This is a genomic window from Geobacillus vulcani PSS1 (genome assembly GCF_000733845.1).
Classification (GTDB): Bacteria; Bacillota; Bacilli; order Bacillales; family Anoxybacillaceae; genus Geobacillus; species Geobacillus vulcani.
Window position 1 is genome coordinate 2390441 of record NZ_JPOI01000001.1, and the last position, 21352, is coordinate 2411792.

At 49.6% G+C, this 21352-nt stretch carries 19 protein-coding genes; 16 read left to right on the forward strand and 3 right to left on the reverse strand.

Annotated elements, in window-relative coordinates:
• Positions 1–205: 205 nt before the first annotated feature.
• From N685_RS0112960 to N685_RS0113005, 10 genes are all read left to right on the forward strand, one after another.
• Positions 206–1069, forward strand: coding sequence for a 3-hydroxyacyl-CoA dehydrogenase (locus N685_RS0112960; protein WP_031408983.1), 864 nt, complete (start codon positions 206–208; stop codon positions 1067–1069).
• Positions 1070–1095: 26 nt separating this feature from the next.
• Positions 1096–2307, forward strand: coding sequence for an acetyl-CoA C-acyltransferase (locus tag N685_RS0112965; RefSeq protein WP_031408984.1), 1212 nt, complete (start codon positions 1096–1098; stop codon positions 2305–2307).
• Positions 2308–2566: 259 nt separating this feature from the next.
• A complete protein-coding gene (gene paaX / locus N685_RS0112970) occupies positions 2567–3424 on the forward strand; it encodes a phenylacetic acid degradation operon negative regulatory protein PaaX (protein ID WP_031408986.1) in 858 nt (285 codons plus the stop codon).
• 293 nt (positions 3425–3717) lie between these two features.
• Entirely contained in the window at positions 3718–4668 is a 951-nt protein-coding gene (locus N685_RS0112975) for an NAD(P)H-dependent flavin oxidoreductase (RefSeq protein WP_031408988.1), read from the forward strand.
• A 186-nt stretch (positions 4669–4854) separates the two neighbouring features.
• The gene (locus N685_RS0112980) at positions 4855–5997 is read left to right on the forward strand and encodes a Leu/Phe/Val dehydrogenase (protein ID WP_031408990.1); all 1143 of its coding nucleotides are present in this window, start codon (positions 4855–4857) and stop codon (positions 5995–5997) included.
• A 119-nt stretch (positions 5998–6116) separates the two neighbouring features.
• Entirely contained in the window at positions 6117–7130 is a 1014-nt protein-coding gene (locus N685_RS0112985) for an ABC transporter substrate-binding protein (RefSeq protein WP_031408991.1), read from the forward strand.
• A 14-nt stretch (positions 7131–7144) separates the two neighbouring features.
• Positions 7145–8137: an ABC transporter permease gene (locus N685_RS0112990; RefSeq protein WP_031408992.1), complete on the forward strand. Its 993-nt coding sequence runs from the start codon at positions 7145–7147 to the stop codon at positions 8135–8137.
• A complete protein-coding gene (locus N685_RS0112995) occupies positions 8112–8906 on the forward strand; it encodes an ABC transporter ATP-binding protein (RefSeq protein WP_031408994.1) in 795 nt (264 codons plus the stop codon). Before N685_RS0112990 ends, N685_RS0112995 begins: the two co-directional genes overlap by 26 nt.
• Positions 8907–8946: 40 nt before the next feature.
• Positions 8947–10017: a pyruvate dehydrogenase (acetyl-transferring) E1 component subunit alpha gene (pdhA, locus tag N685_RS0113000; protein WP_031408996.1), complete on the forward strand. Its 1071-nt coding sequence runs from the start codon at positions 8947–8949 to the stop codon at positions 10015–10017.
• Positions 10014–11009 carry an alpha-ketoacid dehydrogenase subunit beta gene (locus N685_RS0113005; RefSeq protein WP_031408998.1) on the forward strand — a complete coding sequence of 332 codons (996 nt, stop codon included), beginning with the start codon at positions 10014–10016 and terminating at the stop codon, positions 11007–11009. The genes pdhA and N685_RS0113005 overlap by 4 nt, the downstream gene beginning before the upstream one ends.
• A 169-nt stretch (positions 11010–11178) precedes the next feature.
• On the opposite strand, the gene N685_RS0113010 is transcribed toward N685_RS0113005, so the two are convergent.
• Positions 11179–11703, reverse strand: coding sequence for a gamma carbonic anhydrase family protein (locus N685_RS0113010; RefSeq protein ID WP_031409000.1), 525 nt, complete (start codon positions 11701–11703; stop codon positions 11179–11181).
• 158 nt (positions 11704–11861) lie between these two features.
• The gene (locus N685_RS0113015; protein WP_031409002.1) at positions 11862–12635 is read right to left on the reverse strand and encodes a hypothetical protein; all 774 of its coding nucleotides are present in this window, start codon (positions 12633–12635) and stop codon (positions 11862–11864) included.
• Positions 12636–12965: 330 nt separating this feature from the next.
• Between N685_RS0113015 and N685_RS0113020 the strand changes: the two genes are divergently transcribed.
• The 5 genes from N685_RS0113020 (at position 12966) to N685_RS0113045 (ending at position 18987) form a co-directional block, all read left to right on the forward strand.
• On the forward strand, positions 12966–14456 hold the full coding sequence (locus tag N685_RS0113020) for a peptide MFS transporter (protein ID WP_031409005.1): 1491 nt from the start codon (positions 12966–12968) through the stop codon (positions 14454–14456).
• Positions 14457–14641: 185 nt separating this feature from the next.
• Positions 14642–14902 carry a DUF2642 domain-containing protein gene (locus N685_RS0113025; RefSeq protein WP_031409007.1) on the forward strand — a complete coding sequence of 87 codons (261 nt, stop codon included), beginning with the start codon at positions 14642–14644 and terminating at the stop codon, positions 14900–14902.
• 337 nt (positions 14903–15239) lie between these two features.
• Positions 15240–17297, forward strand: coding sequence for a BglG family transcription antiterminator (locus tag N685_RS0113035; protein WP_031409009.1), 2058 nt, complete (start codon positions 15240–15242; stop codon positions 17295–17297).
• 26 nt (positions 17298–17323) lie between these two features.
• Positions 17324–17590 (forward strand): PTS sugar transporter subunit IIB, encoded by a 267-nt coding sequence (locus tag N685_RS0113040; RefSeq protein ID WP_031409011.1) that lies wholly within the window; start codon positions 17324–17326, stop codon positions 17588–17590.
• 134 nt (positions 17591–17724) lie between these two features.
• Positions 17725–18987, forward strand: a complete 1263-nt coding sequence (locus N685_RS0113045) for a PTS ascorbate transporter subunit IIC (protein ID WP_031409012.1) — start codon at positions 17725–17727, stop codon at positions 18985–18987.
• A 338-nt stretch (positions 18988–19325) separates the two neighbouring features.
• Here N685_RS0113045 and N685_RS0113050 read toward each other — a convergent pair whose 3' ends face one another.
• The gene (locus tag N685_RS0113050) at positions 19326–19706 is read right to left on the reverse strand and encodes a hypothetical protein (protein WP_407059694.1); all 381 of its coding nucleotides are present in this window, start codon (positions 19704–19706) and stop codon (positions 19326–19328) included.
• A gap of 443 nt (positions 19707–20149) precedes the next feature.
• On the opposite strand from N685_RS0113050, the gene N685_RS0113060 reads away from it, so the two are divergent.
• Positions 20150–21307 carry a CapA family protein gene (locus N685_RS0113060; protein ID WP_031409016.1) on the forward strand — a complete coding sequence of 386 codons (1158 nt, stop codon included), beginning with the start codon at positions 20150–20152 and terminating at the stop codon, positions 21305–21307.
• Positions 21308–21352: the final 45 nt, after the last annotated feature.

The window sequence follows — 21352 nt, forward strand, 5'->3', positions numbered from 1 at the left end:
TCCTTGGAAGCAGCGTTCAGTTTGTCGCCCTTGAAGGCAAAGGCCGGTTAGGGCGAGCGATGGAGAGACACGTCCGCTCGTTTGTCGAGCACCCCGTCGCTCGTGATGGGGTGCCCATTCATTTGGCGGCGTCCGCTGCTTGGTGAAAGGCACACCGGCTTGAGGCATCCGCCATGATATGCGAGAGCAGGAGAGGGGGAAGACGATGATCGAACGCCTTGTTGTCGTCGGCAGCGGCGTGATGGGGAGAGGCATTGCCTATGTCGGCGCTGTCGGCGGATTCCAGGCGACATTAGTGGACATTCAGCAAGAACAGTTGAAGAGCGCCCAGAAAGAGATTGCTTCGCTGTTCGAACAAGCCGTTGCTCGCGGGAAATTGACCGACAGCGAGCGGCAAGAAGCCGAGGCGCGCCTGTCGTATTCACTTGATTTGGCGTCCGCTGTGCGTGATGCGGATTTGGTGATCGAGGCGGTGCCGGAAAAGCTTGAACTGAAAAAACAAGTGTTCGAGACGATGGACGCCCATGCGCCGGCGTCGTGCTATTTTGCGACGAATACGTCCACCATGAGTCCGACCGAAATCGGTTCGTTTACGAAGCGGCCGGAGCGGGTGATCGCCATGCACTTTTTCAATCCGGTCCATAAAATGAAGCTGGTGGAAATCATCCGTGGCCTTGAGACGAGCGACGAGACGGCGCGAGTGGCGAAAGAAGTGGCCAAGCGAATGGGGAAAGAGACTGTTGTCGTCAATGAATTTCCGGGATTCGTCACCAGCCGGATCAGCGCCCTTGTCGGCAATGAAGCGTTTTACATGCTGCAAGAAGGGGTCGGGACGCCGGAAGAGATCGACAAGGCGATCAAGCTTGGCCTCAATTTCCCGATGGGGCCGTTTGAGCTCGCAGATTTAGTTGGGCTTGATACGCGACTGAACAACTTAAAATATTTGCACGAAAAACTCGGAGAAAAATACCGCCCGGCGCCGCTTCTTGAGCAATACGTCAAAGCGGGGCGGCTCGGCCGCAAAACCGGCCGCGGCGTCTATGACTATACGAATCGGGAAAACAGCTGATCCGCTAGAAAAGGAAGGGAGAGAACATGGGCAGAGAAGTCGTGATTGTCGATGCCGTGCGCACACCGATCGGCCGCTATAAAGGGGCGTTGAAAGACGTGCGGCCGGACGATTTGGCCGCTGTCGTCATTCGGGCGCTCATGGAACGCAACCCGAACGTGCCGCTGGAGCAAATCGACGATGTCGTATTTGGAAACGCGAACCAGGCGGGGGAAGACAACCGCAACGTCGCCCGCATGGCAGCGCTATTGGCCGGGCTGCCGATTGAGGCCGCGGGGGTGACGGTCAATCGGCTGTGCGGTTCGGGGCTTGATGCGGTCAATTATGCGGCGCGGGCGATTTTGGCCAATGAGGCGGACATCGTGATCGCAGGCGGCGTGGAAAGCATGACGCGCGCTCCGTTTGTGATGGCCAAACCGTCAAGCGATTTTCCGCGCGGCAATATGGAGATGTACGACACGACGATCGGCTGGCGCTTTATCAATCCGAAGATGCACGAAATGTACGGCACCGACAGCATGCCGCAAACGGCGGAAAATGTGGCGAAGCGATTCGGTATTACACGCGAGGCGCAAGATGAGTTTGCTTACGAAAGCCAAATGAAAGCGAAACAAGCGCTCGAAACGAACCGGTTTGCGGATGAACTCGTGCCGGTCGTTTATGACGATCGGAAAGGAAACCGGATCGTTGTCGACAAGGACGAGCACCCGCGCCCGGATACGACGTTGGAGAAGCTGGCCAAGCTGCCGCCGCTGTTTGAAAACGGCACCGTAACGGCTGGCAATTCCTCGGGCATTAATGACGGGGCGGCGGCGCTGCTAGTCATGAGCGCTGAGAAGGCGAAAGAGCTTGGCCTCAAGCCACTGGCCACTTATGTTGTTTCGGCGGTCGCCGGCGTTGAACCGGCGGTGATGGGGATTGGCCCGGTTGTGGCGACGCGCAAAGCGCTGCGGCGCTCCGGGTTGTCCATCGATGACATTGGGCTGATCGAGCTGAACGAGGCATTTGCCTCGCAAGCGCTGGCATGCATCCGGCAGCTTGAGCTTGATCGGACGAAAGTGAACGTCAACGGGGGGGCGATTGCGCTTGGCCATCCGCTTGGCGCGAGCGGCGCCCGCATTTTGACGACATTGATTTACGAAATGCGAAAACGCGGCGTCACCTATGGCTTGGCAACGATGTGCATCGGCGTCGGCCAAGGAATCGCGACGATTGTGAAAAACGCCGATGAACGGTGAGAGCGCCTTGCCTTGGTTCGGTAGAAAGGTTGGTTATGTTCAAACGACGGCCCGTCATACAGCCAGCTCAAATGATGCCTGCCTAAGTTAGATGAAGCTACCGAAGCTGTGGCCGCATGTTTTTATCTCATCGAGAGCCGCCTGCCTTTTTAGTGGTGCGGCTCTTTTTTATTCCTTTTGTTTTTTCGTCCGTCTTGCCAGCGTGATAAAAGTTTGTTACGATTATAGTTCGAAAACAAGATAAAGGGAGTTTCGTCAGATGAATACGCGCTCACTCATTTTTACGATTTACGGCGACTACATCCGCCATTACGGCGGTGAAATTTGGATCGGCAGCTTGATCCGCCTTCTTCGCGAGTTCGGCCATAACGACCAGGCGGTGCGGGCAGCGGTGTCGCGCATGAGCAAACAAGGCTGGATTCGCGCGGAAAAACGCGGCAATAAAAGCTACTATTCGCTCACGGAGCGCGGCGTCAAGCGGATGGAAGAAGCGGCGCGGCGCATTTACAAAACGCGTCCCGAGCATTGGGACGGGAAATGGCGCATTCTCATCTATACGATTCCTGAGGATAAGCGGCATTTGCGCGATGAACTGCGAAAGGAGCTTGTTTGGAGCGGTTTCGGCACGATTTCCAACAGCTGTTGGATTTCACCGAATAATTTAGAGCAACAAGTGTACGACTTGATCGACAAGTATGACATCCGCCCGTATGTCGACTTCTTTCTTGCCGAATACGATGGACCGCATACGAATAAGCAACTTGTGGAAAAGTGCTGGAACTTAGAAGAGATCAACCAAAAATACGAGCAGTTTATTGCGGTCTACAGTCAAAAATATGTCATTGACAAACATAAAATCGAGCGCGGCGAAATGTCGGACGCGGAATGTTTTGTCGAGCGGACGAAGCTCGTCCATGAATACCGAAAGTTTTTGTTCATCGACCCCAGCTTGCCGGAAGAGCTGTTGCCGAATGAGTGGATGGGAAGCCATGCGGCCGCCTTGTTCAACGATTATTACCAACAACTCGCGGCACCAGCCAGCCGTTTCTTTGAAGCGGTGTTTCAGGAAGGGGCAGAGCTTGACAAAAAAGAAGAGGAAGAGATATCTGTGGAATGAACCGGGATGCACGGCGCAACGCTGTGCATCCCGGTTGCCGTTTATGGAACGTTTGGTATGGGACTGTGGCAGAGGAAAGTTGCCGCCGAATGAACATCGTCGGTTTGCCCGTGCACCGATCGTTGCAGGTTTTTCATTGCGGGCGTCGTATTGAATGATGACGAAATGACAAAATGCCCAGTTATATTGGGAAGGAAACATGAAATTGATGTTACACTCAAATCGTTCTCATCTTCGAAAAAATGTGGTATTATGTATAACATATAACGTATTTTTTACGGAGTGTGAACATAATGAATGATGTTTGCCGTTTGCTTGACCTTCATTATCCGATCATTCAAGGCGGGATGGGCAACATCAGCAACGCGGAACTGGCGAGCGCCGTATCGGAAGCCGGGGGGCTTGGAACGATCGGAGCCGGAACGATGCCGCCCGATGAGGTGGAGGCGCTGATTATCGAAACGAAGCGGCGCACCAACCGTCCGTTTGCCGTGAACATCCCATTGCAGGTGACGCCGCACGCCGCGGAGATCGCCGAGCTTGTCATCAAACATCAAGTGCCGGTCGTTTCGCTTTCCGCCGGTAATCCGGCGCCATGGATTCCACGTTTTGCCGAAGATGGCATCAAGGTGATCGTCGTCGTCGCGTCGGTCAGCCAGGCGAAAAAAGCCGAGGCGGCTGGGGCGGATCTCATCGTGGCCGAAGGATATGAAGCGGCAGGGATTAACTCGCCGCTCGAGCTGACGACGATGACGCTCATCCCGCAAGTGGCTCGCGCCGTCCGCGTTCCGGTCATTGCCGCCGGCGGCATCGGCGATGGGCGTGGGCTGCTTGCCGCGCTGGCTCTCGGCGCCCAAGGGGTGCAGCTCGGCACAAGGCTTGTGGCCACGAAGGAAGCGCCGTTTCATGAAGCGTATAAACAGCGGCTTGTCGAGGCAAAGGAAAATGAAACGGTTATTGTCGGCCGCTCGGTCGGGCGCATCCGCCGTGTTATGCGCACGCCATATGCGGAGAAGCTGCTGGAGTATGAGCAGCAGGGCATGCCGCTCGAGCAGTTTCAAGAATATACATCGGAGGAGCGCCATCGCCGCGGCGCGCTTTCTGGTGATTTTCAGGAAGGATTTATCAACGCGGGGCAAATCGCTGGCCTCATCGATGACGTGCCAACGGTGGCCGAGCTGTTTGAACAAATGATGACGGAAGCCAAAACGCAGTGGCAATCATTATCCACGCTATTTCGCTGATCGAACGAAGACGCCTGTCAAACGGCGTCTTTTTTTGGCGATGAAAAATTGGTTGACAGAGGATTGACACTAACAATGAACATCGTTACTATAAAAATAGTATTACGTTATTTTAACGTGATAATATTTTTTGTTATATTAACTTGAAAACGCTTTCAAGCGGTAAAGCAAAGGAGAGGGGAAGCGATGAATGTCATGCTATCCGCAAATGTGCCACAAACTTTGGATTTGTTTTTTCAAATGCGTGAACATGAACAGGTGGTGTTTTGCCTCGACGAAGCGACCGGCCTAAGGGCGATCATTGCCATTCATAGCACGGCTCTTGGGCCGGCGCTCGGCGGCTGCCGGATGCATCCGTATGCCACGACGGAAGAGGCGCTCGCCGATGCGCTTCGGCTGTCGAAAGGGATGACGTATAAATGCTTGGCTGCCGATGTCGATTTTGGCGGCGGCAAGGCGGTGATCATCGGCGACCCGCGCAAAGACAAATCGCCGGAATTGTTTCGCGCTTTCGGCCAGTTCGTTGAGTCATTAGGCGGCCGGTTTTACACGGGCACGGATATGGGGACGACGCCGGACGATTTCGTGCACGCGCTGAAAGAGACGAATTGTATTGTCGGCGTTCCGGAAGCGTATGGCGGAAGCGGAGACTCATCGGTGCCGACCGCCGAGGGCGTTGTTTACGGCATTCAGGCGACGAACGATGTGGTGTTCGGCAGCAAGTACTTGCATGGCAAAACATATGCAGTGCAAGGACTCGGAAAAGTCGGAAAAAAAGTGGCGCTTCGTTTGCTTGAAGAAGGGGCGGATCTGTATGTGTGCGATTTGAACGAAGCGGCAGTGGAAGAGGTCGTAGCGTACGGCAAGCACATCGGGGCGTCCGTCAAACCGGTAAACGGAACGGATATTTATCGCGTCGAAGCCGATGTGTTCGTCCCGTGCGCATTTGGCGGCGTCATCAACGATGAAACGATCGCTGAGCTGCGAGTGAAAGCGGTCGTTGGCTCGGCAAACAATCAGCTGGCTGACAAACGCCACGCCCGCATGTTGAAAGAAAAAGGCATCGTGTATGCTCCCGATTATATCGTCAACGCCGGCGGGCTCATTCAAGTGGCCGATGAACTGTATGGAGCGAACAAAGAGCGGGTGCTGGCGAAAACGAAGGCGATTTACGATACGCTGCTCGCCATTTATGCGCGGGCCGAATCGGAAGGAATGACAACGATCGAGGCAGCCGACCAATTTTGTGAAGAGCGGCTCGAAAAACGCAAACGCCGCAATCATTTCTTTACACACCAAAAGCGGCCGAAGTGGGAGATTCGACGTTAATGCGAAGCCTATCCATATGAAAATATTTATCTGAAAATACACAATATAACACCTTATTTTTGTATTCAGATAAAAAACTTTTGAAAAGCAGCGATCAAAGGAGCGAGGAGGAATCATTCATGAAACAAGCGATCAAACGCTTCGCGATACCGATCGTTTTCGGAGTTTTGGCGCTCTCAGGGTGTGGGGGAGAAGAGAAGGCTGCGACGAACGGTGCGAAAGAAAATGGAAAGCAGAAAACGTTTACGATTGGCGTCACCCAAATCATTCAACATCCGTCGTTGGACGCCGCCTTCAATGGATTTAAAAAGGCGCTTGAAGACGGGGGATTTAAAGAGGGAAAAAATGTTCGGTACCATATTCAAAATGCCCAAGGCGACATGAACAACAGCCAAACGATCGCGAATAACTTTGTATCGGACGGAGTTGACCTCATTTTTGCCAACTCGACTCCGAGCGCGCAAAGTGCGCTCAATGCCACGAAAGACATTCCAATTGTGTTTACATCTGTGACGGATCCGGTCGGCGCCGGTTTAGTTCCATCAATGGACAAGGCAGGGGAAAACATCACGGGAACAACGGACAGCCATCCCGATGCGATTCGCAAAACGATTCAATTCATCGATGAGCAAACGGATGCGAAAACCGTTGGGCTTATTTATAACGCGGGCGAACAAAACTCAGTGGCGCAAATTGAAAAAGTGAAGGAAGCGGCGAAACATACGGATTTGAAGTTGGTGGAAGCCTCCGTTTCGACCACAGCCGAGGTGAAACAGGCGGCAGAGTCGTTAGTTGGCAAGGCAGATGTGTTTTACATCGTGACGGACAACACCGTTGTATCTGCCATTGAATCGGTTGTCAGCGTTGCCAACGAGAAAAAAATCCCTGTTTTTACGGGAGAGCTCGATTCATTAAAACGAGGCTGCTTTGCGGCGTATGGGTTTGATTACTACGATATCGGCTATCAAGCGGGGCAAATGGCAGTCGCCATTTTAAAAGGAGAAGCCAAACCATCAGAGATCAAACCAGAATATCCGAAAAAATTAAAATTGGTGATCAATAAACAAGCAGCGGAAAAACAAGGAATCAAACTGAAGCCTGAATGGGATCAAATGGCAGAATACATCGAATGAAAGGATGAACGATTTTGTTGACGGCAATGACAGGAGCGGTGGAATCAGGACTGATTTATGCCATCATGGCATTAGGCGTCTATTTATCGTTTCGTATTTTAGATTTTCCGGATTTAACGGTGGACGGCAGCTTTGTGACCGGGGCTGCGGTGGCGGCGACGTTGATCGTCAATGGGGCCAATCCATTTATGGCGACGTGTCTGGCGCTTTTCGTTGGATTCGCTGCAGGGTGTATGACCGGGCTTCTTCATACGGCGGGGAAGGTCAATCCGCTTTTGTCGGGCATTTTAATGATGATCGCGCTGTACTCGATCAATCTTCGTATCATGGGACGTTCGAATGTACCTCTTTTAAATCAAAAGACCGTCTTTACAACCATTCAAGAATGGGGGACAACGTTCGGACTTGACTCGGCCGCAGCGAAAACATGGGGAATTCTCCTGTCGATGACGTTGCTTGCTCTTTTGTTTAAATGGTTCACAGACTGGTTTTTGCAGACGGAAATGGGGCTTGCGATTCGGGCGACGGGCGATAATCCGCGCATGATTCGCAGTCTGTCGGCGAACACCAACTTGCTCATTGTCTTCGGGTTGGGCCTTTCCAATGCCATGGTCGCGTTCTCGGGGGCGCTGGTTGCCCAGTACGGCGCGTTTGCCGATGTCGGGATGGGAATTGGCATGATCATTATCGGTCTGGCTTCTGTGATTATCGGCGAAGCGGTATTTGGAACGAAAACGATCGCGCGAGCCACGCTGGCCGTGATCGGTGGAGCGATCATGTACCGCATTGTCGTGAGTCTCGCTTTGCGCGTCCAATTTCTCGAGACAGGGGATGTGAAGCTCATTACGGCATGCATTGTCATTTTGGCGCTCGTTGTTCCGCAAATGGCTCGTCAACAAAAAGAGAAAAAACGCAAAGAAGAAAAAAGACGGAATCGGGCGCAGGTGACGGCCGTGGCCGCAACAGGAAAGGGTGAGGCGGATGTTGCAGTTAAAAGGGATTTATAAAGTGTTTCACGAGGGAACGCCTGATGAAAAGATCGCGCTCCAAAACATTCATTTAACGCTTCGAAAAGGCGATTTTGTCACTGTGATCGGCAGCAACGGAGCAGGCAAATCGACCTTGATGAATGTGATTTCAGGAGTATTGTTTCCTGATGAAGGAACGATTTGGATTGACGGTCAAGATGTCACCATGATGCCGGAATACGTCCGCTCCCGCTATATCGGGAGAGTGTTTCAAGATCCGATGGCCGGAACAGCGCCAAACATGACGATTGAGGAGAATTTGGCGATGGCGTATACACGCAATCAAAAGCGCACGCTCCGCCGCGGAGTGACGAAAAAACGGCGCGATGAGTTTCGCGAGTTACTCTCCACCCTTCATCTCGGTTTAGAAAACCGTCTTCAGGCGAAAGTCGGCTTGCTCTCGGGCGGAGAGCGGCAGGCGTTGTCTTTGCTGATGGCGACGTTCACCGAACCTGCCATTTTGCTGCTCGATGAACATACAGCGGCCCTCGATCCGGCTAGGGCGGAGTTGATCACCAACTTAACAAAAGAGATTGTGGAGCGATATCGATTGACGACCTTGATGATCACCCATCATATGCAGCAAGCCATCGATTTAGGGAACCGTCTCATCATGATGGATAAAGGGCAGATCATTTTGGAAGTGGATGAGAATGAAAAGAAACGCTTAACGGTAGAAAAGTTGCTCGCGGAATTCCAACGCATTCGCGGGGAACAGCTCGTGAGCGATCGTGCGGTATTGAGCTGATGGATCGGCCATTCGACACCATGGAGAGGAGGAATATGATATGGAACTCGATTTTCCGATGGTGCAAGTATTGAATGAAGAAGGAGCGATCGTGCAGCCTGAATATCGTGAACAAATCACGAAAGAATTGACGATGTCGATGTATCGCCATCTGATTCGCACGAGAATGGTTGACCGAAAATGTGTCAGCCTGCAGCGGCAAGGGCGCATTGGGACGTACGTGCCGTACGAAGGGCAAGAGGCGTGTCAAGTCGGAAGCGCGCTTGCCCTCAACGACGGCGATTGGATGTTTCCGACTTACCGCGATCATGGAGCGATGATGACGTTCGGCCGTTCCTTAACGCAAACGCTTTTATACTGGAAAGGTCGGACGGAAGGATGTGTTCCACCTGAAGGGAAAAAAATCGTTCCGCCGAGCGTTCCCATTGCCACGCAACTCCCTCATGCAGCGGGGGCGGCGTGCGCTGAAAAATGGAAGGGGACGAAAAATGCGGTGATTGTGTACTTCGGTGATGGGGCGACATCGGAAGGAGACTTCCATGAGGGATTGAATTTCGCGAGCGTTTTCCACGCGCCTGTCGTCTTTTTCAACCAAAACAACCAATATGCGATTTCCGTTCCGATTACCCGTCAGATGAAGACAAAAACGATCGCGCAAAAAGCGTTGGCGTACGATATTCCCGGCCTTCGCATCGATGGAAATGACGTGTTTGCTGTGTATTTCAAAACAACTGAGGCGCTCGAGCGGGCGAGAAATGGAGGGGGGCCAACGTTAATCGAAGCGGTGACATGGCGTTATGGCGCCCATACGACGTCCGATGACCCGTCCAGATATCGCGATCAGGAGGAAAGCAAGAAACGGCGTGAAACAACCGATCCAATCAAGCGGGTCGAGCGCTTCATGCAGCGGGAAGGGTGGTGGGATGAAGAATGGGTGAATCAAGTGCAAGAGGAAGTGAACGCCGAAATCGAGCAGGCGGTTGTGGAAATGGAACGTTACCCAAAAGCGAATGTGTCGGACATGTTTGATTTTGTGTTCGCCCAACCGACATGGACGATTGCCGAGCAGAAAGAAGCGTATCTTCAGTGGAAACGGGGGATGGAAAGATGATCACCAAAGTAGGCGTCAAATCGCTCACCATCGTGCAAGCGGTCAATGATGCGCTTCGCACCATGCTCAAAGAGCGTGAAGATGTCATTCTGCTTGGGGAAGACATCGGGAAAAATGGCGGTGTGTTTCGCGCGACCGAAGGATTGCTGGAGGAATTTGGCGAGGAGAGGGTGGTGGACACGCCGCTAAGTGAAGCCGGATTTACGGGTGCGGCGATTGGAATGGCGCTGAATGGATTTCGTCCTGTCGTCGAAATTCAGTTTTTAGGTTTTATCTATCCAGCCTATGAACAAATCATGACCCATGCGGCGCGCATGCGTGCGCGGACAAGAGGGCATTTTACCGTGCCCTTGGTCATTCGCGCCCCGTACGGAGCGGGCGTGCGAGCCCCGGAAATTCATTCGGACAGCACGGAAGCGCTGTTTACCCATATGCCGGGAATCAAGGTCGTCTGTCCCGCGTCGCCATATGACGCCAAAGGGCTGCTCATCGCCGCGATTGAAGACCCGGACCCTGTCCTCTTCTTAGAACCGATGCGCAGCTATCGCGCGTTTCGCGAAGACGTTCCGGAAGGAAAATATACGATTGAAATCGGCAAAGGAAAAAAACGGCGGGAAGGGGACGACGTGACCGTCATTGCGTGGGGGGCCATGGTGCCCGTTGCGATGAAGGCGGCGGAAGAAGCGGAGAAAAAAGGGATTTATGCCGATGTCATCGACTTGCGTACGCTTTATCCGCTTGACAAGGACCTCATCGCCGAGTCGGTGCAAAAGACAGGGAGAACCGTGATCGTTCAGGAAGCGCATGCAACGGGTGGATTGGCTAATGACATTCTTGCTGTCATCAACGATACTTCGTTTTTCTATCAAAAAGCGCCGGTCGAACGGGTGACGGGATTTGACGTTCCGGTGCCGTTTTTCGCTTATGAAGACGATTATTTGCCAACGCCAGCGCGCGTTTTGCATGCCATTGAAAAAGTGATGAACTTCTGAAAATAGAAGCAAAACCGCGTGATGAGTGTGGAAGATGATTGTGCAAAACGCGGATGAATCATAAACGAAGAGCCATGCCCTCTGGCTGGCTCTTTTTCTTTTAACGATAAGGTGTACAGACAGATGGCTGTGAATATCGTTTTTTTGTGCAACCAGCTGTTTTATGGCGTTATTGCCGATGATTGGCCAGCTGTTCGCGATACTCTTTTCCTTTTTGAACGTATGTATCAATCGACAGCTGGATGAGCTCAAGGTCTTTGTCCGTCAGCTCACGCACTACTTTTCCGGGGGAGCCGATGACGAGCGAGCGGGGTGGAATCTTTTTGCCGGATGGAATCAATGTGTTGGCGCCGATGATGCATTCTTCGCCGATTTCGGCTCCATCCAAAATCGTCGATCCCATGCCGATGATCGAGCGCCGGCGGATCGTGCAGCCGTGAAGGATCACATTATGCCCGACCGTCACTTCATCTTCCACAACGAGCGGCGATCCTTCGTACAAATGGCATGTCGTATTGTCTTGAATGCTCGTCCGTGCGCCGATCGTAATCGGCCCTTCATCGCCGCGCAACACGGCGTTAAACCAAATCGTCGATTCCGGCCCGACGGTGACGTCTCCGATCAAATAGGCCCCCGGAGCGATGAATGCAGTTTCATGAACATTCGGACGTTTTCCGTTATACGGATATAGCATCCCCACATCCCCTTCCATTGGTGATCGGTATGACAATAAGTATAACACATTTCGTACGAGAACGGAAATGGCCGGAATGGAAAATGCCTTTTTCCGTGTTGGGAAGCATCGATCAATGTGCAACGCCAAGGGGAGCGAAAGCGGCAATGGGGCGGATATTAGCTTTTGACGGCAAGGCGGAGATCAGCGATCGCCGCTTCATGTTCAAGCGTCCGGCGGCATAGCACATCGATGACTCGCTCTTGGCGCAGCAATAGTTGCATTTGTTGCTCTTGATTTTGCTCAAGCCGTTTCACGATCGCATCGATTTCCCGAATAGCTTGATGAACAGTGGCAAATCCCTTTGCCATGTCGGCTTTGATTTCATTCAACTCCGCTTTCGTCGCCATATTCGCTTTCATGTCCTCAAGTTCTTGCTTGGTGGCCATGTTGGCTTTGATGTGTTCAAGTTCTTCTTTGGTGGCCATGCGGATTTTGATGTCCTCAAGCTCCTGCTTGGTGGCCATGTTGGCTTTGATGTGTTCGAGTTCTTCTTTGGTGGCCATGCGGATTTTGATGTCCTCGAGCTCCTGCTTAGTGGCCATATTGGCTTTGATGTCCTCAAGCTCCTGCTTGGTGGCCATATTGGCTTTGATGTCTTCAAGCTCCTGTTTGGTGGCCATGTTGGCTTTGATGTGTTCAAGTTCTTCTTTGGTGGCCATGCGGATTTTGATGTCCTCGAGCTCCTGCTTGGTGGCCATATTGGCTTTGATGTGTTCGAGTTCTTCTTTGGTGGCCATGCGGATTTTGATGTCCTCGAGCTCCTGCTTAGTGGCCATATTGGCTTTGATGTCCTCAAGCTCCTGCTTGGTGGCCATATTGGCCTTCATCTCTGTCATTTCCTGCTGCATGATTTCCAGCTTGTCCAAAATCAGATGCCACGGCTCGCTCATGGGCAACATCCTTTCTTAATTGTCAATAAGATAAGGAAATTGCGGTGGATGCATAGATGCAGATGAGATGGAAAAGAAGAAATGGTGCTGTTGGGGAAACCACGATTCCCTGCCATTGATTATACATGATCCACGAAAGGCGGAAAAGGATTTTCCGGGAGCGAAGAAAACGGAAGGGAGAAATGTTTTCAGAACTTTTATTTAAATAATATTATTTTTCTTAATGTTATTGTTTTATTTGCTATTTAATAAATCATACAAAATTTTTTTGACAATATAAACATAATGAATTATTATATTAAAAGAATTTAAAGGAGGTAGGTAGTAGTTATGGCATCCATCGACAAACAACAAATCGCTGCCAGTGTTCCGCAGCGGGGCTTTTTCGGCCATCCGAAAGGGCTGTTTACGCTCTTTTTCACCGAGTTTTGGGAGCGCTTTTCGTACTACGGCATGCGCGCCATTTTAGTGTACTACATGTATTACGAAGTATCGAAAGGCGGGCTCGGTCTTGATGAACATCTAGCGCTCGCGATTATGTCGATTTATGGGGCGCTTGTGTACATGTCCGGAATCATTGGCGGCTGGCTTGCCGACCGGGTGTTCGGTACGTCGCGCGCGGTCTTTTACGGCGGCCTTCTCATTATGGCTGGTCATATCGCCCTGGCGATTCCGGGCGGGGTGGCGGCGCTGTTTGTTTCGATGGCGCTCATCGTCCTGGGAACGGGGTTGTTGAAACCGAACGTCTCAAGCATTGTCGGCGATATGTACAAGCCTGGCGATGACCGCCGCGACGCCGGATTTAGCATTTTTTACATGGGGATTAATCTGGGCGCCTTTTTGGCTCCGCTTATTGTTGGAACGGCCGGGATGAAGTACAACTTCCACCTTGGCTTCGGACTTGCGGCTGTCGGGATGTTTCTCGGGCTTGTCGTGTTTGTGACGACAAGAAAGAAAAACCTCGGTTTGGCGGGGACGTACGTGCCCAACCCGCTGACGCCGGAAGAAAAGAAAAAAGCGGCTTTGATCATGGCCACGGGAGCGGTCGTGATTGCCGTGCTGCTAGCAATCTTGATTCCAAACGGTTGGTTCACGGTGGAAACGTTTATTTCCCTTGTCGGCATCTTAGGAATCATCATCCCGATCATCTATTTTGTCGTGATGTATCGCAGCCCGAAAACGAAGGCGGAGGAGCGATCGCGTGTGATCGCTTACATTCCGTTGTTCGTCGCTTCAGCGATGTTTTGGGCGATTCAAGAACAAGGATCGACGATTTTGGCGAACTATGCGGACAAGCGGACGCAGTTGGATGTAGCAGGCATCCACTTGTCGCCTGCATGGTTCCAGTCGCTGAACCCGCTATTTATCATTATTTTGGCTCCGGTGTTCGCTTGGATGTGGGTGAAGCTCGGTAAACGGCAGCCGACGATCCCACAAAAATTCGCACTGGGTTTGTTGTTTGCCGGCCTGTCGTTCATCGTCATTCTCGTGCCGGGCTATTTGAGCGGCGGGGGGCTCGTCCATCCGATTTGGCTTGTGTTAAGCTATTTCATCGTCGTGCTCGGCGAGCTTTGCTTGTCGCCGGTCGGTCTGTCGGCTACGACGAAACTCGCCCCGGCGGCGTTTTCGGCGCAAACGATGAGCCTTTGGTTTTTGTCAAACGCTGCGGCGCAAGCGATCAACGCCCAGCTTGTCCGTTTTTACACGCCGGAAAATGAAACGGCCTATTTCGGCACGATTGGCGGGGCGGCGCTTGTACTAGGCTTGATTTTATTGGCCATCGCTCCAAAAATCGAGAAATTGATGAAGGGGATTCGTTAAAGAATGTGATCCTCCTAGCCTTGATTGGCTGGGAGGATTTTTTGATTTTTACCCCTACATTTTGTTTAGAGGCGGGAGACTTCTTGGCAAGTGGCGTGAAAAATCCGCTGTTGCATTGGTTAGCATGACCATACCTTTTTCTTCTGCCAACATTAACATAATTAGTGTAGAAAGGAGGGGAAACGATGGATTTTAAACATCAAGCCCGTCAGCTAATTGGACAGCGTGTAACTGTTGTGACGGTGCATGGAAAATTTCACGGGACATTATTGGGAGTCGGCGATGATTTTATTGTTATGCGGGTGAATATTGGAGGAAGACTACGGCGTATTCTGATCCGTTTGGCATTAATTATCGCGCTGCTTCGGTTAATAGGAACAGGAAGCGGATATGAACCTCATCGTTCGTCTGACGATGAGGAATGGGAACGATATTTAGAGGATTGAACTATTCTTTACGATCGGGATATGATCGTGCAAAGATAAGTCGAAGAAAAACTGGGGGGGCAATGACAACTGCCTTACGTTCACTCCTTCTTAGGAAGCGTCCACGCACGGTTAGTGCAGGAGTTCGGACAAGGAAGGGACAGATAGTTTAGATGGTGCCACACAAGTCGATCGTGTGGCTTTTTTATTGAATCAGTCCAATTTTTGCGCAATTGGGGTGTTGGAATTTGGGCTTATCTTTTCAAGAAAATCAACTATAATGAGCAGTAAGGAGGATTCGGATTCTCTAATCAAAAGTCCAAGAATTTGCACGACTGAATAAAAGGAGCGCTCCATCATGATGCTCAATGCCCGTTGTATCCAACTTGTGAAGTTGTTGCTTCGTTCTTCTCTTTATCTTACCGCTGACAAGTTGGCGCAATCATTGAATGTATCCAAACGAACGATTTATTACGATATACAAAAAACGAATGAATGGTTGCGTCACGAAGGGATGAAGCCGATTCAATATGCGCGCGGGCTCGGATTTCGCTTGGATGATGAAGTGAAACAAGAAATAACAACAAAGTGGAACGCATTACAACCTGCCCGACATTACACATATCAGCCCTGGGAGCGAAAAGCTTGGATTGGTTTATGGATTTTGACTCGCGTTCATCCGCTGTATTTGTGTGATTTTTTAGAGAAATTACAGGTAAGCAGGAGCACGTTGCTCAATGACATAAAGGAACTGAAAGAAGATTGGCGGTCATTTCAGTTGCAACTGGTGTTCCATCGCAAAAAAGGGTATTTTGTGGTAGGTAAGGAAATCCAAAAGAGGAAATTGATGATTCGTTGTGTTCATCAACTATTAGGGACGATGGATGACCAGCATTTCGCTGCAGAGTTGTTGGTTGGGTTTCAATGGCCAATCTTTGATTGGATTCGCCAATTCGAGTCTGCTTTTTCTATTCGCTATGCGGGTGAGGTGATTCAAACTTTACCTATTTATCTCGCATTGTTCCAAAGACGGTGGGCTAGAGGCAAATTTGTACAAATGGATGAGCAAGAGAAAGAAGTGTTAAGGTCAATGCGGGAATACCGGATTGCTGATCATCTCGTTAGACAAATTGAAAACGTTTCCCAAATATCCATTCCGAATGATGAGGTTTGTTATTTGACGACCCATTTACTCAGTTTTCGAATTGCAGATGACAAGCAAATGGATCAGAACGATGACATCGCTGCGTTGAAACGAATCATTCGACATATGGTAGATGATTTTCAAACTTATGCCTGTGTACAATTCAAGCGTCGCGAAGAGTTGGAAAAAAATTTATTGGTTCATATGAAGCCTGCCTATTATCGACTGAAATATGGTTTTCATTTACAAAACGACCTGACCGAATCGGTCAAAGCCAACTATCCAGATTTATTTATCTTAACAGAAAAAGTCGTCCATCATTTGGAAAATGTAGTTGGCCAGCCGGTCAGCGACGATGAAATTGCTTATATCGCCATGCATTTTGGCGGATGGTTGGACAGAGAGGGAGTGTCGGTTCCAGTACGGAAAAAGGTGTTGATCGTCTGCGAGAGCGGGATTGGAACATCGCGAATGTTGCAAAAACAATTGGGGGAACTGCTATCAACGGTTGATGTCATTGGTGTCGTTTCAACAAGGGAATATAATTATACTTCTCTTGCGGGACATGTAGATTTTGTGGTGACGACAACACCATTGCAACCGAAGGATGTGCCTGTTTATATGGTTCATCCTATTTTAACAACGGAGGATAAAATGTTGCTTTTAAGGGAGATCGAAGGATGGACAGAAACTGTATCCCTTGATCTTGAAGCGGTGATGGACATCATCAAAAAACACGCAATGATCATCGATGAAAAAACATTATATCAAGAACTAAAGGCTTACTTCAGCCACAGTAAAAGAAAGGAGATTGGGCAAAAACCGATGCTAAAAGATTTGCTTACGAAGCGACATATTCAGATTATTGAAGAGGCAGGTGATTGGAAAGAGGCGATTGTGTTAGCGGCAAGACCGTTATTGGAAGAGGGCTATATTACAAGTGAGTATATTGAAGCTATGATTCAAAACGTTCTCACACTTGGGCCTTATATTGTGGTTACACCAGGAGTGGCCTTGCCTCATGCCCGGCCGGAGCAAGGCGCAAAAAAACTAGGCATGAGCTTTCTTCGAATCAAAAAAGGTTGTCTGTTTTCTGACAGGGAAGAAGATCGAGTGTATGTTCTGATTGTGTTGGCTGCCATTGATCATGAGGCTCATTTAAAAGCGTTATCTCAGCTGACAACGTTGTTGTCCAATCAAGAACATATGCAAACGTTGTTTAAAGCTGAATCTGTAGAAGAAGTATTGACATTAGTGGAAAGGTACTCTTAATAAAAAGCAAGTAGGAGGCGGGAAGGATGAAGAAAATCTTGGTTGTTTGTGGAAATGGGCTGGGCAGCAGTTTTATTATCGAAATGAATGTGAAAAAGGTGTTAAATGAACTAGGAATCGAAGCAGAAGTATCCCATACAGATTTAACAACAGGCCAAACAGAAAAGGCGGATTTATATCTAGGAGCGAGAGACTTAGTAGAAGTACTTGATGACGGTACACGCAATGTAGCCAAGTTGACGAATATTCTTGACCTTGATGAATTAAAGCGGGTCCTAAGAGAGAGATTGTGATAACACTAAAAAAGCAGGCAATTCGCCTGCGACAAAGGAAAATTTACTATATAACAAAGTATACAAAAATAAAATTAGAAAACAAGAAAAAGTCCATTAATCGCTCATTTATGAGTGAAAAGGGGGAGTACGTGGTGTTTCATTTCCTTATGAAAGATGTGCTTGGTTCACCGGCCATTCTAGTGGGATTGTTTGCCTTAATCGGTTTGTTGCTGCAAAGAAAGAGTTTTCCAGAGATCGTTTCAGGCACATTAAAGACTGTCATGGGATTTATCATTCTTGGCGGCGGGGCCAATATTTTAATCGGTTCGTTGAATATTTTTGGGAGAATGTTCGAAAAAGCTTTTCATATTAAGGGGGTCATTCCAAATAATGAGGCGATTGTAGCCATTGCCCAACAAACATTTGGAAAAGAAACAGCGCTGATCATGTTATTTGGAATGATAGTGAACATCTTGATTGCGCGATTGACCCCTTTTAAATACATTTTCTTGACAGGGCATCATACGTTATTTATGGCGTGTTTAATTTCTGCTGTTTTTGCGACGGGTGGAGTAACAGGAGTTCCGCTTGTGGTCATCGGTTCTATTATTTTGGGAAGTTTGATGGTGTTGATGCCCGCCATTTTGCAGCCATACATGCGCCAAGTGACCGGAACGGATCAGATCGCGTTAGGGCATTTCGGTTCGCTCGGCTATTTTACATCAGCATGGATCGGGAAGCGATTTGGAAACAAGACCCAATCTACTGAAGATATTAAAGTGCCAAAGTCATTGGGGTTTCTTCGTGATACATCGGTGGCCATGTCGTTGACCATGGTGCTATTATTCTTTATTGTTGCGCCGTTTGCCGGAAAAACGTTTATCGAGAAGGAGTTAAGCGGCGGTGTCAATTTTCTTGTCTTCTCTCTTATGCAAGGGATCACGTTTGCTGCAGGAGTATATGTCGTACTAGCAGGGGTGCGGATGCTTATTGCTGAAATTGTTCCGGCATTCAAAGGAATTGCGGATAAGGTTGTACAAGATGCGAAACCAGCTCTTGATTGCCCAGCAGTCTTTCCATATGCCCCGAATGCCGTTATTGTTGGATTTTTGTCGAGTTTTGCAGCAGGGATTCTTTCGATGTTTATTTTGCCGCTCGTTGGGTTAAAGGTCATCGTTCCAGGGTTAATTCCGCACTTTTTCACGGGAGCCGCTGCCGGTGTATTCGGCAACGCTACAGGCGGTAGGCGGGGAGCAGTGCTGGGTGCGTTTGCTAACGGCATTTTGATTTCCTTTTTGCCGGCACTTTTGCTTCCAGTACTTGGATCGCTTGGGTTTGAAGGGACGACGTTCGGGGATTCGGATTTTGGGATTGTAGGGATTTTGTTAGGGTATTTGATAAAGTGGCTTTCATAAGTTAAAAACGGATATGCTGGATGCTTTCTCATTACAAAGGATTGTACTGGCCCTATTGGAGAGGAGATCGCACGGCGAACTCTGGAGATGGCGGGACGTTGAGAGCAGTTTGCCCGGCGCAAGCGAGGCTTGCGCCGGCACTGTGCGAAGGATTTTCATATCTTTAGATCGCCTTCAACCCTGCGAGTGTGAGGTTATTGTGGTTATTATAAAGAAAAAACATGTTTTCTCTACTGTAGCCTTATGGTGGGGTAGCGGGGTTTTTTCGAAAGACGATGGACGGTGAAACGGGAAAAGTAGACCATGCATTTGGAAACAGTCGGGATGAAAGGAACTTGTTACTCCACCTTCTTCAGCAAATAAATCTCCTCTTCCACCCGCGCGATGCGGCCAAGTTGATAATCAAGACGCTGATGAATGAGGGAGATGTCTTCTTTGGTCGCCATGTTTCCGTGAATGTCGGCGACTTCGCCGCGAAGGTTGGCGATTTCATGGCGAATGCCGTCTTGAATGCTTCGTTGCTCGAGTTGATTGTCGCGGATCGCTTTGATCATCTCAGTATTTTCTTTTGTTTGCTCCTTTAGCCAGCGCAGTTCTTCTTCTTGTTTGTCCATTCGCTGTTCAAGCTGATCCATGCGCCGTTCGAGCTTGTCCACCTTTTGTTTCACCAGCTGGATTTCCTGTTTCATGGCGTCCATGTCTTTCTTCACGGTGTCCATGTCTTTCTTCATGATGTCCATGTCTTTTTTCATGATGTCCATGTCTTTTTTCATGATGTCCATGTCTTTTTTCATGATGTCCATGTCTTTTTTCATGGCGTCCATGTTTTGCATGACCGTTTGCATGTCTTGTTTCATGACGGTCATGTCCTCGACTAGGCCTTGGACAAGCACAGTCAATTGGCGTAAAAGCTCTTCCATTGAGAAACTCCTTTCTGTGTAAGATTAGTGTTCATGAGGGGCGTTTCAACCATGAAATGTGAGGAGTTGAAGATGTGGAAATGGGGGAGGAAACGCCTGCAAGCTCATTATATCATGGCTTGGCTAGGTCATCACTCCTAAATTATTGAGGAAAAGAAAAAGGATAAATAGGGGGTGTGTTGAATACGTCATTAGCAGAAGTTTTGGTAGTTTGAAGAAAATAGATTGATAGGAGAGGGAACATGAACGCATGGATCAAGGGGAGAAATACGGCGCTTATGTGTATGGCGTCCATCTTTTTATTTTCATGCAGCAATGCGGCTGATCGCGGCGTCGAGGAAGTGCTGGCGGCGCCAACCGAACTGACCGGGCAAACAATTGAGCATCCACCGTTGCCGAGTCCGATCGATAAGATGGCGATAGCGTCAGCCTCTGCCAAACAAGCGGCGCCGAACCCGAACGAAGTGCGCATCACCATCAGCGCTGCGGGCGATGTGACGCTTGGGCGTGATGAAAACTACGGTTATGCGTATTCGTTTGATGAAGAAGTGAAAAAGCACGGATTGCGCTACTTTACGAAATACATTGAGCCGATCTTCAAGAAAGATGATTTTACGACCGTCAATTTGGAAACGACGCTGACGACCTCGACGCGGAAGGCAAGCAAGAAATTTCGTTTTCGCGGCCACCCGAGTTATGCGAAAATCTTAACCTATGGCGGCATTGATGCGGTCAATCTCGCGAACAACCATACGTACGATTATTTGCAGCAGGGATACAAGGACACGATTGCCAGTTTAAAAAAGGAAAATATCGGTTATTTCGGTCGCACGCTCCGGCTGTTGAAAACGGTGAAAGGGGTCCAAATCGGGGCGCTCGGCTATGAAGGCTGGAGCAACACCAGCACGCTGCGCAAGCAAATCGCCAACGATATTCGCATGCTTCGGAAACAAGGAGCCGATCTCATCCTCGTTCATTTTCATTGGGGAGTGGAACGAAGCTATGTGCCAAACAGCACGCAAAAGGCGCTCGGCCGCTTTGCGATTGACAGCGGCGCCGATTTGGTCGTCGGCCATCATCCGCACGTCGTCCAGGGGATTGAAGAGTATAAAGGCAAATTCATCGTTTACAGCCTTGGCAATTTTATGTTTGGCGGAAACAAAAATCCGAGCGACAAAGATACGTTTGTCTTCCAACAAGTGTTTTCTTTTCAAAATGGCAAGCGGACGGCCAAAAAAGAAATCCGTGTCATCCCATTTCGCATTTCATCGGTGACGACAAGAAACAATTATCAGCCGATGCCGTTAACGGGAAAGGAAGCAGACCGGGTGAAACGGAAAATTGTCTCGCTGTCGGCGAAAATCAAAAAGCCGACTTGGACGGCGTACGAAGGGAAGTAAAAAAAGGATGGCCCTTGTTTCGGCCATCCTTTCGATTTTCGCAAG